The sequence below is a fragment of the Amycolatopsis sp. VS8301801F10 genome, assembly GCF_046195355.1.
Classification (GTDB): Bacteria; Actinomycetota; Actinomycetes; order Mycobacteriales; family Pseudonocardiaceae; genus Amycolatopsis.
In genome coordinates this window covers 635,800-649,960 of record NZ_CP176065.1, presented here as the reverse complement: position 1 = coordinate 649,960, position 14,161 = coordinate 635,800, and the positions used below count along the sequence as shown (strand labels likewise).

Sequence of the window (14,161 nt, the reverse complement as noted above, 5' to 3'; positions counted from 1 at the left end):
CCCAGTCCGTCTGCCTGCGACAATCGCCGCCCGGCCGCGCCCGGCGCGCCGGTCACCACCTCTGGCGGTTGTCTGGTAGGACTCCGACGGTACGGTAGCTGTGACCGGCGCAGGACGGGGACGACCACGCGCCGGATTCTTTGCACGCCTACACGTAACGCTGGGACTGTTGTCTGCGATGGCCACTGTGGGGGATGGACTGGACGAGCCGGTCGCCGCCGCTGTCGAGGGAGACCCTCAGGCAGTCGAGCGGTTGCTGGCCGCCATTCGTCCCCTTGTGGTGCGGTATTGCCGCGCCAGGGTAGGCAGGCAGGAGCGTTCGTTCGCTTCGGCAGACGACGTTGCGCAGGAGGTGTGTCTCGCGGTGCTTACGGCCTTGCCTTCGTACCGTGACCAGGGCCGCCCCTTTCTGGCGTTCGTCTACGGAATCGCCCAGCACAAGGTGGCCGACGCGCACCGCGCCGCGGCCCGCAACCGGGCGGAGCCGGTCGCCGAGATCCCGGACGAGATCGAGGGCGGCGTCGGCCCGGAGCAGCGTGCTCTGCAGGGTGAGCTGAACGAGCGGATGGCGCAGTTGCTGCAGGTGCTGCCGGACAAACAGCGGGAAATCGTCGTTCTGCGGGTCGTGGTCGGGCTGTCGGCGGAGGAGACGGCGGAAGCCGTCGGTTCCACGCCGGGCGCCGTCCGCGTCGCCCAGCACCGGGCGCTCGCCCGGCTGCGCAAGGTGCTTGCCGCCGAGGAGGTGATCTGAGTGACCGATCGCGAAGACCGGGACAGAGACCTGTCACCTTCCGCCCAGGCCGGCGGCCTGACCGGGTACGAAGCGGAAGCCGACGGCGACCTTACGGCCATCCAGGCCGACGACGCACTGCTCGACGCGCTCGGCGGGACCGATCCGGCTGTCGCCGACGGGCTCGGTGACCAGGAACTGAACGCGCTGCTGCTCGCGTGGCGCCGCGACATCGACAGCGAGCCGCTCGCCGAGCTGGTCGACGTCGACACCGCGGTCACCACGGTGAAGACCGCCACGCTGGCGCGCAAATACCAAAGCCGCGGCCGCCGTCGCCGCTATCTCGTGCCGGTGGCCGCCGCGTGCGCCGCCGCCGCCATCGCCTTCACCGGCACCGGCCTCGCCGCGCGCGACGCCCAGCCCGGCGACACGCTCTGGGGCCTCACGAAGGTCCTCTACGCCGACCACGCCCGCTCCGTCGAGGCCGCCGCCGCGGCGAAGCTCGACCTGGAGAAGGCGAACCTGGCGCTGGCCGACAACCGGCTCGCGGACGCCCGGCGCGCGCTCGCCGACGCGCAGGCCGCGCTCAACCAGGTCACCGACGCGGACAACCGCAACCAGCTCCTGCAGCAGCACCGCGAACTGGCCGCTCAGCTCGGTCAACCGACGGCTCCGCCCACCGGGCAGACCCCGTCGTCGCCGCCCGTCGTTCCGCCCGCGCACGACCCGGTCAGCAGCGCCGCGCAGCCGCCCGGCCAGTCGACGTCGCTGCCGGGCACCGGCGGCGGGCACACCAATCCGCCGCCGGTCACCTCGGTCACGCCGCTGCCGCCGGTCACGTCCACTCCGAGTTCGCCGCCGCCGTCGCCGAGCGCCACCCCGAACGATCCAGGCACGGGCAGCAGCCCGCGCAACGAGTCGTCACAAGGGGCGCAGACCCCGAACGGCACCAGCGGCTCCTAGCTTTTCCGAAGGTCCCGGCACGCACCGTGCCGGGACCTTTTTCGTACCGACGGGGGAGGCACGATGCTGGTTTTCGGAGAGCCCTTCGAGACCTCGCACGGGACGGTCCTGATCACCGTCACCCGGCAAGGCCGTCGAGGCGGGCCGGGGCGTGCGATCGGGCTTTACTCGATCACCGAGGACGGCGTGACCTGGACGCCCGCGGTCGACCAGGGCCGGATCGCGCTGATCGGCGTGTGCACCGGTTTCGTGGCCGCCGCCTTGGCGACGCTGGCCGTGGTGCACCGTCCGCCGTGGCCGAACCTGTCCGAGCGGGCGCTGATCGCCAAGGCGGAGAGCGCGAAGCACCGCCGCTGACCACGGTTGTCCACAAGTCGACTTCCCTGTGGACAACCCTTGTGGACAACGTGCCCGCACACGAAGAAGACCCTGGTGGCCAAGCTCACCAGGGTCGTCCTTGCTGGGGCGAAACGCTCAGTACGCGCTTTCGTTCGCGGTGACCCCGTCCGCGAAACCGCGGCAGTAGTCCCAGCTCACGTAGTCGGTCGGGTTCGGGTCGAACGCCGGCTCGTGCGGGCGCATCCGGCCGTCGGACAGCAGCTGCTCCAGGCTCGCGCGCAGCAGCGTCCAGTCGTGGTAGTGGGGTTCGTCGCACTCGCCGCAGTCGACCACGATGCCGCGAACCCCGCGAGGCTCCAGCAAAGCCTGGTACACGGCGAGGTCGGACAGGTCGGCCAGCAGCTCGGTGCGCTCGTCCGCGCTGATCGGCTCTTCGAGGTGGTCGTCGGGGTCGGGGATGGCCCGGGCCGGATCGTCCGGGTCGTCCGCGAACGGATCGGGGGGCAACACATCGTGCGGCACGGCCTGCACGCTACCCGCCGGGCCACCCGCCCGGGCCAGGGCCCCGGGCCGGATATCATGAGGGGAAGGCCCGAGGCCCCTCGGCCCACGCCCGGCACCGCTGCCCGCGACTCCAGCCCACTCCCGCCAGGAAGGCCCTTCGCCCCTCATGACCAGCGAAAGCATCACCTCCGCAGTGCCCAGCAAGTTCGCGATGCTCGGCTTGACCTTCGACGACGTGCTGCTGCTGCCCGCGGAATCGGACGTGGTGCCCAGCGCGGTGGACACGAGCACGCAGCTCACCCGCAACATCAAGCTCAACATTCCGCTGGTCTCCGCCGCGATGGACACGGTCACCGAGGCGCGGATGGCGATCGCCATGGCCCGCCAGGGCGGGATCGGCGTGCTCCAGCGCAACCTGCCGATCGACGAGCAGGCGGCGGCGGTCGAGGTGGTGAAGCGGTCCGAGGCGGGCATGGTCACCGACCCGGTCACCTGCTCCCCGGACGACACGCTCGCCGAGGTCGACGCGCTGTGCGCGCGGTTCCGGATCTCCGGCGTCCCGGTCACCGACGCCTCCGGCGCGCTCGTGGGCATCATCACCAACCGCGACATGCGGTTCGAGGTCGACCACACCCGCCTGGTGAGCGAGGTCATGACGAAGCCGCCGCTGGTGACCGCTCAGGTGGGCGTCACCGCGGAGGCCGCGCTGGGGTTGCTGCGCAGGCACAAGATCGAGAAGCTGCCGATCGTCGACGGCGCGGGCAAGCTGCGCGGCCTGATCACGGTCAAGGACTTCGTGAAGACCGAGCAGTACCCGCGGGCTTCGAAGGACCCGGACGGCAGGCTCATCGTCGGCGCGGCGGTCGGTGTGGGCCCGGACGGGCACAAGCGCGCGATGGCGCTGGCCGAGGCAGGCGTGGACGTGCTGATGGTCGACACCGCGCACGGCCACTCGCGTGCGGTCGTGGAGACCGTGCGGCTGCTGAAGAAGGAACTGGGCGACACCGTCGACATCGTGGGCGGCAACGTCGCCACGCGGGCCGGCGCGCAGGCGCTGGTGGACGCGGGCGTCGACGGCGTGAAGGTCGGCGTCGGCCCGGGCTCGATCTGCACCACGCGGATCGTCGCGGGCGTGGGCGTGCCGCAGATCTCCGCGATCTACGAGGCGGACCAGGCGTGCCGTCCGGCGGGCGTCCCGGTGATCGGCGACGGCGGCATCCAGTACTCCGGCGACATCGCGAAGGCCATCGCCGCGGGCGCGTCCTCGGTCATGCTCGGCAGCCTGCTCGCCGGCACCGCCGAATCGCCGGGCGACCTGATCCTGGTGAACGGCAAGCAGTTCAAGGTCTACCGCGGCATGGGCTCGCTGGGCGCCATGCAGTCGCGCGGCGAGGCGAAGTCGTACTCCAAGGACCGCTACGCCCAGGACGACGTGCTCAACGAGGACAAGCTGGTGCCGGAGGGCATCGAGGGCCGGATCCCGTTCCGCGGTCCGCTGTCGAACGTCGTGCACCAGCTCGTCGGCGGCCTGCGCGCGGGCATGGGCTACGCGGGCGCGGAGACGATCGCCGCGATGCAGGAGGCGCAGCTGGTCCGGATCACCGCGGCCGGGCTGAAGGAAAGCCACCCGCACGACATCACCATGACGGTCGAGGCTCCGAACTACACGACCCGCTGATCGACCCTGTTCGCCCGCTCCGCCTTGCCGCCACACTGGATCCCCAGGTGACGGCGAGGGGAGCGGGCGAATGCGGTTTTCCCGGAGGTTCGTGCTGACGGGGGCTATCACCCAGCTCGAGGGCACGAATCAGCACGCGAACGGCGACCTCGAACAGATCCGCACCGACTACAAGCACCTGTTCGCTCAGGAATCCGTGCTGCGGACCGATTCCACCGCGCGCGTCTCGTTCTGAGCGCGGTTCCACCCGAGCAACAGCAACGGCGTCGCCAGCATCAGCGCGCCCGCCAACCCGAGCGCACCACGCGTGCCCAGCCACGTCGCCACCAAACCCCACAACAGGGTCAGCCCGGCAGTGCTGGCGCTGCCGCTGATCCGCCACGCGGACAACATTCGGCTCACGTACCCGTCTTCGGTTTCTTCGAGGCGGTATGTGGCGAGGACCGTGTTGTACGCCGCCGCGCAGACGATCAGGCCGAACTCCACCGCCATCACCCAGAACAGCCCGCCGATCCCCGGCGGCACGAACGCCAGCAGCACGACCCAGCACGCCCGGGCCGCGGCGAGGACCGGCAGCAACCGCACCCGGCCGTAACGCGGCACCAGCCGCCGGGCGAGCCGGGAGCCGGCCAGTCCGCCGAGGCACGGGACGCCGAACGCGAGCCCGTACTGCCAGACCGGCAGGCCGAGTTCGCCGAGCAGCAGCACCGCGAGCACCGGGGAGGTGGCCATGATCAGGCCGTTGACCAGGCAGGTGTTGAGGAACAGCCGCCGCAGCCGCGGGTGCCGGAAGAGGTATCGCCAGCCTTCGACCAGGTCGGCGGGGCGGAACGCGGCGGGGCGGGCGGGTTTGGGTTCGCGGGTGCGGATGGTCGAGAGCGAGAGGGCGGACAGGAGGTAGCTGATCGCGTCCAGGAGCACCGTGGCCAGCGGGCCGAAAAACCCGATCGCCGCGCCGCCCGCCGGCGGACCGAGCGCGGTCGCGGTCCACAGCGTCGTCTCGAACCTGCCGTTCGCGGTCAGCAGGTCTGGACCAGTCGCCAGTGCTTTCAGATACGCGCCGCTCGCCGAGGTGAACGCGATGTTCGCCGCGGCCACGACCACCGATACCGCCACGAGCTGGGCGAACGTCAGCAGGTCGAGCAGATACGCGGGCAGCAGCGTGAGCAGGGCGGCGAACCGGAGGAGGTCCATCGCGATCAGCACCGGCCGTTTCCGCCGGAATTCCACCCACGGGCCGAGCGGCAACGCGGCCAGCGAGCCCGCCGCCAGCCCGGCTCCGGCCAGCAGCGACACCTGCGCGGCGCTGCTGTGCAGCACCCGGACCGCGATGATCGAGAAGGCGTCGAGCGCGAAGTAAGTGCCCGCGATGCTGACCGCATAAGCCAGCCACAGCCGGTGAAAGTCCTTGCCCAGCGCCAAATCCGCCCCTTCGTTCAGCCGGGCAGCCAACCATCCGCCCGCGCCGGTGGCAAACAACCGCGCGCACAACCGGTGGTTGTCGCCACCGCTACGGTCCCCCGCGCGCAGGTCACCCGCGCCGACTCGCGACAATGGACCGCGAAGGCGGCAGGCGCGAGAAGGGACATCACGTGCGGGATCTGGTCGAGATCGGCATGGGCCGCACCGCGCGGCGGGCGTATGACCTCGATGACGTGGAGATCGTGCCGTCGCGGCGGACGCGGTCCTCGTCGGTGGTGTCCACTGCCTGGCAGATCGACGCGTACCGGTTCGACCTGCCGCTGGTCACCCACCCGACCGACGCGATCGTGTCGCCGGGGACCGCGGTGGCGATCGGCGAGCTGGGCGGCCTCGGCGTGCTCAACGCCGAAGGGCTGTGGGCTCGGCACTCGAACGTCGAGGAAGCGATCTTCCGCCTCGTCCGCGCGGCCGAGGACAGCGACGACCCGGCCGCGGTCGTGCGCGAGCTGCAGGAACTGCACGCCGCGCCGATCCGGCTCGACCTGCTGACCGAGGCGATCAAGACGGTCCGCGAATCCGGCGTGACGGTCGCCGCTCGGGTCAGCCCGCAGCACGCCGCCGAGCTGACGCCGGACCTGATCGCCGCCGGCGTCGAGATCCTGGTCGTGCAGGGCACGATCATCTCCGCCGAGCACGTGCAGCGCGACGCGGAACCGCTCAACCTCAAGGAGTTCATCGGCCGGCTCGACGTGCCGGTGATCGCGGGCGGCGTGAGCGACTACCGCACGGCCATGCACCTGATGCGCACCGGCGCGGCGGGCGTCATCGTCGGGCACGGCTACACCGAGGGCGTCACCAGCACCGACCGCGTGCTCGGCATCGGCACCCCGATGGCGACGGCGATCGTGGACGCGGCCGCCGCGCGCCGCGACTACCTGGACGAGACCGGCGGCCGGTACGTGCACGTCCTCGCCGACGGCGGCATCACGACGTCCGGCGACATCGCGAAGGCGATCGCCTGCGGCGCGGACGCGGTCATGCTCGGCGCCCCGCTGGCGACCGCGTCGGACGCTCCGGGCCAGGGCCTGTACTGGACCGCCGCGGCGGCGCACCCGTCGCTGCCGCGTTCGCGCGTGGTGGCCGGCCCGGACTCGGACTACGCGGTGGACCTCAAGACGCTGCTGTTCGGCCCGTCCTCGGACGCGGAGGGCGTGGTGAACCTCTTCGGCGCGCTGCGGCGGGCGATGGCGAAGACGGGGTACTCGGACCTGAAGGAGTTCCAGCGCGTCGGGCTGACCGTGCGCGGCTGAGGCGACTCGCGAAAAAGGCCCCCCTTCGCGGGGGCCTTTTTTGTGCCCGCCGGTCCGAAACGCTCCCTTCTCCGTTATACTTTCGTTATATTCGGAGTTCGGTGTCGCGCCTGAAGGGTGAGCGGATGGCACTGCTGGGGGAGTCCGCGTCGACCTGGTGGCTCGGCGGCATCGTGGTGGGCAGCCTGCTGATCCGGCTGCTCGCGCTGGTCGTGGCGTTGCGCGGGACGGAACCGGCGGAACGGCCGGCCATCATCCGGGCGCTCGGCGAGCTGTTCCGGTTCGCGCCGCGGCGCAAGACGCGGTGATGTAACCCGTCAGTAACTTACCTCTGGTCAGCCGGACTTCCGGGGGTTACTCTCTTTCCTGTGACTGCCAGTAACACCACCACCGCGCGGCAAGAACCCGACTACGACGTCCTCGTGGTCGGTTCCGGGTTCGGCGGCAGCGTCGCGGCGTTGCGGCTGACCGAGAAGGGCTACCGCGTCGCGGTGGTCGAGGCGGGCAGGCGGTTCGCCGACGACGAGTTCGCCAAGACGTCCTGGGATCTCAAGCGCTACCTCTGGGCGCCGCAGCTCGGCTGCTACGGCATCCAGCGCATCCACATGCTCAACGACGTGATGGTGCTGGCCGGCGCGGGCGTCGGCGGCGGTTCGCTGGTGTACGCGAACACGCTGTACCGGCCGCTCAAGCCGTTCTACCGAGACCGGCAGTGGGCGCACATCACCGACTGGGAAAGCGAACTCGCGCCGCATTACGACCAGGCCAGCCGCATGCTCGGCGTCGTCACGAACCCGACGATCACGCCGTCCGACGTGGTGATGCGGGACGTCGCGAAGAAAATGGGCGTCGAGGATTCGTTCCACGCCACGCCGGTCGGGGTGTATTTCGGCAAACCCGGCGAGACGGTGAAGGACCCGTACTTCGGCGGTGCCGGACCGGATCGGGTCGGCTGCACCGAATGCGGTTCGTGCATGACCGGGTGCCGGGTCGGCGCGAAGAACACGCTGGTGAAGAATTATCTGTACCTCGCGGAAAAGGACGGCGCGCAGGTCATTCCGCTGACCACGGTCACGTCGGTCAGCCCGCGCGGCGACGGTTACGAGATCACGCTGCAAAAGACCGGTACGCGTTCGCGGCGGTTCCGGACGACGGTCACGGCCTCGCAGGTGGTGTTCGCCGCGGGTACTTGGGGCACGCAGAACCTGTTGCACCGCATGAAGGACACGGCCACGCTGCCGAAGTTGTCGAAGCGGCTCGGAGAATTGACCCGGACGAATTCCGAAGCCATCATCGGCGCGGCCCGGACCACGGTGGACCCCGAACAAGACTTCAGTCGCGGGGTCGCGATCACCTCGTCGATTCATCCGGACGAAAACACGCACATCGAACCGGTGCGGTACGGCAAGGGCAGCAACGCGATGAGCCTGCTGCAAACCGTTGCCACCGACGGGTCTTCGCTCGTTCCGCGCTGGCGGCAGGCGCTGACGTTCCTGGTCAAACACCCGGTGCAGTCGGCGAAACTGCTGAATGCGCACCGGTGGAGCGAGCGCACGGTGATTCTGCTGGTGATGCAGAGTCTCGACAATTCCATCACCACCTACACCCGGCGCGGCCTTTTCGGACGGCGGAAATACACGTCGAAACAGGGCCACGGCGAGCCGAACCCGAGCTTCATCCCGGCCGGGCACGAGGCGAACGTCCTGACCGCGGAACGGATCGGCGGCATGCCGGGCGGCACCTGGGGCGAGGTTTTCGACATCCCGCTCACCGCGCACTTCATCGGCGGCGTGCCGATCGGCGACAGCGCGGAAACCGGCGTGATCGACCCGTACCACCGGGTTTACGGCTATCCCGGATTGTCCGTTGTGGACGGTTCGGCGATCACCGCGAACCTCGGCGTGAACCCGTCGCTCACCATCGCCGCGCAGGCCGAGCGGGCGTTCTCGTTCTGGCCCAACAAGGGTGAGGCCGACCAGCGGCCGGAGCAGGGCAGCGGGTACACCCGGATGGATCCGGTCGCGCCGAAGAACCCGGCGGTTCCGGCGAACGCGCCCGCGGCACTGCGCCGCTGACCTAAGATCGTCCGGTGACTACCGCGGCGCTGGACCGGATCCGGAAACTGCACGACGAATGGGCTCGGGTCGCCGAGGCCCTGCCGGCCTCGGCGTTCGGCGAGCCGAGCGCGCTGCCCGGCTGGACGCGGGCGCATCTGCTCACCCATCTCGCGCGCAACGCCGACGGCCTCGGAAACCTGCTGACCTGGGCTGAAACCGGGATCGAGCAGTCGATGTACGGGCCCGGCAACGCCCGGGACGACGAGATCTCCGCCGGTGCCGGTCGCGCCCCGGCGGAAATCGTGGCCGACCTGGTGGCGTCTGGAAACCGGCTGACCGACCACGCCGCGCGGCTTTCGGACGAGGCTTGGTCCGCGCCCGTGCGGCACCGGCACGGCGGTGCGCTGACCGGTGCGGACGTGCTCACGCTGCGGCTGTCCGAGACCACGATCCACCTCGTCGACCTCGACGCCGGCCACGATTTCGACAGCGTCACCGCGCTGCTCGGCGAGCATCTCGACGCGGTGGTCGCGACGATGATCCGGATGTGCCCGCGTCCGCTGCCCTCGTTCCGGCTCACCGACGGCGTCCGCACCTGGACTTTGGGCGAGGGTGGCGAGCTGGTCACGGGCACGCCGGGGACGGTGCTGGCTTGGCTGACCGGGCGCGGCGACGGGTCCGCGCTGTCCGGGCCGGTGCCGGAGATGGCTCCGCTGCTCTGAATCAGCCGGTTCGCCGGGCAGCGGCGAGTTGAGGAGGGCCTGGTGACCGTTCGGAGGGCTCCCGCCTGGTACGGAGTCCGATGTGGACAGTCCGGTTCCCCTCGACGCGGACCGCTTTCCGCTGCTCGCGCATTACTGGCCGGACTGTTCGCAACCCACCCATGGTCTGAGGCGTCTGAATGAACATGACACTGGGGAGAAGGACGTTCTTGCGCGCCGCCGGGTTGACGGCGGTCGGCGCGGTGGCCGCGGCGTGCACGGCGAAACCGGGACCACCGGTACCGCAGACGAGCCCGACGACGAGAACGTCCGTACCGCCGAGCACCAGTTCGAAGCCGTCCGGGCCGCCGGACTGGAACGCGTTGCGCGGCAAGCTCTCCGGCGATCTCGTACTGCCTTCCGACGGCGGATTCGCTACCGCGAAGCGGGCGTTCAATCCGCTTTTCGACGGGCGTAATCCAGCGGCGGTAGCGAAATGCGCGAAACCGGAGGATGTGCAGGCCTGCGTCGAAGCGGCCGGCGGACGGGTCCCGCTCGCCGCGCGCAGCGGCGGGCACAGCTATGCCGGGTATTCCGCGCCGGACGGCGGGCTGGTCATCGACGTCGGCGGAATGGCCGGCGTGGACGTCCAGGGTGACCAGGTGGTGATCGGCGCGGGCGCGAAACTCGGCGACGTCTATGCGGAACTGGCGAAGGCGGGTCGTTGCCTGCCTGCCGGTTCGTGCCCGACTGTCGGTATTGCCGGACTCACGCTCGGCGGCGGAATCGGCGTATTGACCCGGAAATACGGCCTGACCTGCGACCGATTGCAGTCCGCGCAGATCGTCACGCCGGACGGCAAGCTGCGCACCGTCAGCGCGCAATCCGACGACGACCTGTTCTGGGCGCTGCGCGGCGGCGGAGGCGGAAATTTCGGCGTGGTCACGTCGTTCACCTTCACCACGGTGGAAGCACCGACCGTCACGGTGTTTTCGCTCAAGTTCCCTTCTGGTTCGGCGAACGACGTGGTCGACGCCTGGCAGCGCTGGCTGCCGAGCGCTCCGCCCGAATTGTGGTCGAATTGCGTGGTTTCCGGCGGTCCGAGCGGAGCGTGCCGGGTCGGCGGTGCGTTCGTCGGCAGTTCGGCGGGCCTGAACTCGGCGCTCAGCGGATTGTCGGCGACGCCGTCCAGCCGCACGATGAAAACCCTCGGCTACGGCGCGGCGATGAACTATTTCTCCGGCAGTTCGGAGCGGCAGACCTTCGTGGCGTCGTCGCGGATCATCGCCGATCCGGTCGACGGCGGGAGGATCGCCGATCTCGCCTCCGGGCACAAGGGAATGGACTTGCTGATCGACGGCCTCGGCGGTGCGGTGGGCGAAATCGCGCCGACGGCCACGGCCTTCCCGCACCGGAAAGCGTTGGCCAGCATTCAGGTCTACGCTCCGGCCACGGCGAGCAGTCAGGAGAACGCACGCAAGTCAGTGTCCACTGTGGTCGCTGGCTTGGCGGACGCGGGCGCGCGCGGCGGCTACGTGAACTACATCGACCCGGAGTTGCCGGACTGGAAGTCGGCCTATTACGGCGACAACGCGGCCCGGCTGGACCAGGTGGCGAAGAAGTACGACCCCAACGGGGTGTTCAAGTTCGCTCAGTCGGCATGAGGCGGGGACGGCGATGAATCCGTAACCCTCGCATCGGCGATGTCGCGTGCACCCGCGGCCGTTGCCCGCCTCAGGTCCACTGTGGTCAGAGTTCGACCCCGGTGAAGACCGTGACCCGTTCCTCGGTCAGGTCGTGCATCGCCGACAGCACGCCCTCGCGGCCGACACCCGAACCCTTCACGCCGCCGTACGGCATCTGATCCGCGCGGTACGACGGCACGTCGCCGATGATCACGCCACCGACCTCAAGTTCCGCCGACGCGTGGAAGGCCAGCTGCACGTCGCTGGTGAACACTCCGGCCTGCAGCCCGTACGCGGACGCGTTCACCGAAGCGAAAGCCTCGTCCACTCCATCCACAATGGACACTGCGAGCACTGGCCCGAAGATTTCCTCCGACCACGCCTTGGCATCCGCGGGCACGTCGGTCAGCAGAGTAGGAGCGACCGTTGCGCCCGAACGGGTTCCGCCGGTCAGCACCCGTGCGCCACCGGCCACCGCTTCGTCGACCCACGCGATGATCCGTTCCGCGGCCGCTTCGTCGACGACCGGGCCGACGTCAGTGTTGCGGTCGTATGGATCGCCAGTCTGCTGCGCTTCGACGGCTTCGGTCAGCGCGGGTACGAATTCGTCGGCGATCGCCGCGTCCACGATCACTCGCTGCACCGCGATGCACGACTGGCCCGCCTGGTAGTTCCCGAACGTCGCAATCCGCTGTGCAGCACCCTCGACGTCCGGCCAGTCCCGCAGCACGACCGCCGCGGCGTTGCCGCCGAGTTCGAGGACCACGTGCTTGCGGGCCGCCGCGTCCGCGATCGACCAGCCGACCGGGCCCGAGCCGGTGAACGACACGACCGGCAGCCGCGGGTCGGCGACGAGAGCCTGAGTCTCCTCGTTTCCCAGCGGCAGCACGGAAAACGCGCCCTCGGGCAGGTCGGTCTCGGCCAGCAGCTCGCCGAGCACCAGCGATGACAACGGCGTGCGCGGCGCGGGCTTGACGATGATCGGCGCGCCGACCGCCAGCGCGGGAGCGACCTTGTGCGCCACCAGATTCAGCGGGAAGTTGAACGGCGCGATCCCGAGCACCGGCCCGCGCGGCACCCGGCGGGTCAGCGCGAGCCGGGCGTCGCCGGACGGGTCGGCGTCGAGCCGCTGCACGTCGCCGCTGAACCGGCGCGCCTCCTCGGCCGCGATCCGGAACACCGACACCGCGCGCTTGACCTCGGCCTCGGCCCACTTCAACGGCTTGCCGTTCTCGGCCGTGATCACCTCGGCGAGTTCCTCGGCCCGCATCGCGAGCCCGCGCGAAACGTGCTCCAGCGCGGCCGCGCGCTGATGCGCCGGAGTGCGCCGGAACTCCTTCGCGACCGCGGCCGCCGCGGCCACCGCCCGCTCCACCTGGTCAGCGCCGGGCACCGCGACCGTCGCCACTTCGCTGCCGTCGAACGGATGGTGCACCACGAGGGTGCTCGCGCCCTGCTCAGCCTGACCGGCGATCCACGCGGCCCGCGGCTGTGGGGTGATCGTGTCCATGGGCTCAAGGTATTAGGGAGCGCCACGCCCAGCACGCCGGACTCGGTCCTTCGATTGTGGCGGGCGTCCTGGGCCTGAGATGACATTTGTCGGGGGTCTCGCGCGCTCGCCCGGCATATCGTCAGCGCATGACCAACTCGGTGGCCTCTCGCTGGTCCGAAAGCCCGCTGCGGACCTTCTTCGCGCGCGTCGGAACACCGCGTCGTCCGGTGCTGACCGGCGCGGTGTTCCTCGTGACCGCGGGCGTGCTCGTCGCCCAGCTGGCGGACCCGTCCCTCTTCGACCGCTTCAAGCGCGACGCCACCGCGATCGACGCCGGAGAGTGGTGGCGGCTGCTGACCGGGATGTTCTTCCAGGACGGGAAGCTTCTCGGCGGGATTTTCAACCTGGCCGCCCTCGCCGTCGTGGGCACGCTCGCGGAATGGTGCCTCGGCCGCGTGGCGTGGTTCGTCCTGTACTTCGGCTGCGGACTGTTCGGTCAGTTCCTCAGCTACGTCTGGCTGAACCCGGTGGGGGCGGGGAACTCGATGTGCGTCGCCGGGCTGCTCGGCGCGCTCGCCGTCGTGGTGTGGCGGGCGCGCGACGCCGAGCCGCCGCAAGGGCTCTACCGCGCCGCGCTGCTGATCGCGCCGCTGGCCGTACTCGACACCGTGCTGCACGACAACCACGGCATGCCCGCGCTGCTGGGCATCGCCTTGGGACTGCTGCTCACCGGTTTCGGTAAAGGTCGCGCAGCAGCAGGATCTCCGCGCAGTGATGGATCATCTCTCGGTTGATGTGCAGGACGAGCGTGGCCATCGGCAGCTCCGCGTACGGCCCTTCAGCCGGACCGCAGGGGCGGGCCAACGCTTCGGCGTCGAGGCTGCGTACGCCGGCGATCCAGGTCGCGTACGCGTCGTCGAGCTGCTTCAGCGCTTCGTCGGCTGAGCCCGCGTACGGGAAGTCCTGATAGGACATCGCTGGCCCGCCGAAGTGCGACGCGGAGCGCATGCCCAGCACGCCCACGATGATGTGGGCCAGCCGCCACGAGATGGTGGTCACCGGCGGCGGGGTCGGCTCCGGGAACGAGAAGTCGACGGTGAAATCGCCGGTGCCTGGATCGTTCTCGCTCGTGCGAGGGTGCACCGTCCAGCAGTTCGCGACCGGCTGCCAGAAGTACTCGTCGTCGGTCAGCCCCTCCAGCTTCGGGCGCACGTGGTGCTGCCAGTGCCAGTCGAGCTGCTCGGTCAGTTCGTTGGTCCAGTCGTTGGTCATGGGGGCAC

The 14,161-nt window shown here is 70.0% G+C and carries 15 protein-coding genes; 11 read left to right on the top strand and 4 right to left on the bottom strand.

Annotated elements, in window-relative coordinates:
- The first annotated feature begins 178 nt into the window (after nucleotides 1-178).
- From F9C11_RS03050 to F9C11_RS03040, 3 genes are all read left to right on the top strand, one after another.
- Nucleotides 179-751 (top strand): sigma-70 family RNA polymerase sigma factor, encoded by a 573-nt coding sequence (locus F9C11_RS03050; RefSeq protein ID WP_009072423.1) that lies wholly within the window; start codon nucleotides 179-181, stop codon nucleotides 749-751.
- Nucleotides 752-1,693: an anti-sigma-D factor RsdA gene (locus F9C11_RS03045; protein ID WP_409183432.1), complete on the top strand. Its 942-nt coding sequence runs from the start codon at nucleotides 752-754 to the stop codon at nucleotides 1,691-1,693.
- Nucleotides 1,694-1,756: 63 nt separating this feature from the next.
- Entirely contained in the window at nucleotides 1,757-2,050 is a 294-nt protein-coding gene (locus F9C11_RS03040) for a hypothetical protein (RefSeq protein WP_409183431.1), read from the top strand.
- A gap of 117 nt (nucleotides 2,051-2,167) precedes the next feature.
- Here the strand turns inward: F9C11_RS03040 and F9C11_RS03035 are convergent, their stop codons facing one another.
- The gene (locus tag F9C11_RS03035) at nucleotides 2,168-2,563 is read right to left on the bottom strand and encodes a DUF5319 domain-containing protein (RefSeq protein ID WP_009072430.1); all 396 of its coding nucleotides are present in this window, start codon (nucleotides 2,561-2,563) and stop codon (nucleotides 2,168-2,170) included.
- 139 nt (nucleotides 2,564-2,702) lie between these two features.
- On the opposite strand from F9C11_RS03035, the gene guaB reads away from it, so the two are divergent.
- Complete coding sequence (gene guaB, locus F9C11_RS03030; protein ID WP_409183430.1) at nucleotides 2,703-4,214, top strand: IMP dehydrogenase; 1,512 nt, start codon at nucleotides 2,703-2,705, stop codon at nucleotides 4,212-4,214.
- A gap of 70 nt (nucleotides 4,215-4,284) precedes the next feature.
- Nucleotides 4,285-4,449 carry a DUF3574 domain-containing protein gene (locus tag F9C11_RS03025; RefSeq protein WP_409183429.1) on the top strand — a complete coding sequence of 55 codons (165 nt, stop codon included), beginning with the start codon at nucleotides 4,285-4,287 and terminating at the stop codon, nucleotides 4,447-4,449.
- On the opposite strand, the gene F9C11_RS03020 is transcribed toward F9C11_RS03025, so the two are convergent.
- Nucleotides 4,401-5,666, bottom strand: a complete 1,266-nt coding sequence (locus F9C11_RS03020; protein ID WP_409183428.1) for an MFS transporter — start codon at nucleotides 5,664-5,666, stop codon at nucleotides 4,401-4,403. The genes F9C11_RS03025 and F9C11_RS03020 overlap by 49 nt on opposite strands.
- A gap of 140 nt (nucleotides 5,667-5,806) precedes the next feature.
- Between F9C11_RS03020 and F9C11_RS03015 the strand changes: the two genes are divergently transcribed.
- The 5 genes from F9C11_RS03015 (at nucleotide 5,807) to F9C11_RS02995 (ending at nucleotide 11,368) form a co-directional block, all read left to right on the top strand.
- Nucleotides 5,807-6,946, top strand: a complete 1,140-nt coding sequence (locus tag F9C11_RS03015; protein WP_409186798.1) for a GuaB3 family IMP dehydrogenase-related protein — start codon at nucleotides 5,807-5,809, stop codon at nucleotides 6,944-6,946.
- A gap of 125 nt (nucleotides 6,947-7,071) precedes the next feature.
- Nucleotides 7,072-7,254: a hypothetical protein gene (locus F9C11_RS03010; RefSeq protein WP_406640658.1), complete on the top strand. Its 183-nt coding sequence runs from the start codon at nucleotides 7,072-7,074 to the stop codon at nucleotides 7,252-7,254.
- A gap of 60 nt (nucleotides 7,255-7,314) precedes the next feature.
- Nucleotides 7,315-9,021, top strand: a complete 1,707-nt coding sequence (locus F9C11_RS03005) for a GMC family oxidoreductase N-terminal domain-containing protein (RefSeq protein WP_409183427.1) — start codon at nucleotides 7,315-7,317, stop codon at nucleotides 9,019-9,021.
- Nucleotides 9,022-9,035: 14 nt separating this feature from the next.
- Nucleotides 9,036-9,725: a maleylpyruvate isomerase family mycothiol-dependent enzyme gene (locus tag F9C11_RS03000; protein WP_409183426.1), complete on the top strand. Its 690-nt coding sequence runs from the start codon at nucleotides 9,036-9,038 to the stop codon at nucleotides 9,723-9,725.
- A gap of 179 nt (nucleotides 9,726-9,904) precedes the next feature.
- Nucleotides 9,905-11,368 carry an FAD-binding oxidoreductase gene (locus F9C11_RS02995; RefSeq protein WP_409183425.1) on the top strand — a complete coding sequence of 488 codons (1,464 nt, stop codon included), beginning with the start codon at nucleotides 9,905-9,907 and terminating at the stop codon, nucleotides 11,366-11,368.
- An 85-nt stretch (nucleotides 11,369-11,453) separates the two neighbouring features.
- Here the strand turns inward: F9C11_RS02995 and F9C11_RS02990 are convergent, their stop codons facing one another.
- The gene (locus F9C11_RS02990) at nucleotides 11,454-12,899 is read right to left on the bottom strand and encodes an aldehyde dehydrogenase family protein (RefSeq protein WP_409183424.1); all 1,446 of its coding nucleotides are present in this window, start codon (nucleotides 12,897-12,899) and stop codon (nucleotides 11,454-11,456) included.
- Nucleotides 12,900-13,027: 128 nt separating this feature from the next.
- Here F9C11_RS02990 and F9C11_RS02985 point away from each other — a divergent pair, with 128 nt between their 5' ends.
- A complete protein-coding gene (locus tag F9C11_RS02985) occupies nucleotides 13,028-13,675 on the top strand; it encodes a rhomboid family intramembrane serine protease (protein ID WP_409183423.1) in 648 nt (215 codons plus the stop codon).
- Here F9C11_RS02985 and F9C11_RS02980 read toward each other — a convergent pair.
- Complete coding sequence (locus F9C11_RS02980) at nucleotides 13,608-14,153, bottom strand: DinB family protein (RefSeq protein WP_409183422.1); 546 nt, start codon at nucleotides 14,151-14,153, stop codon at nucleotides 13,608-13,610. The two genes, F9C11_RS02985 and F9C11_RS02980, sit on opposite strands and share 68 nt — an antisense overlap.
- Between the last annotated feature and the right edge of the window lie 8 nt (nucleotides 14,154-14,161).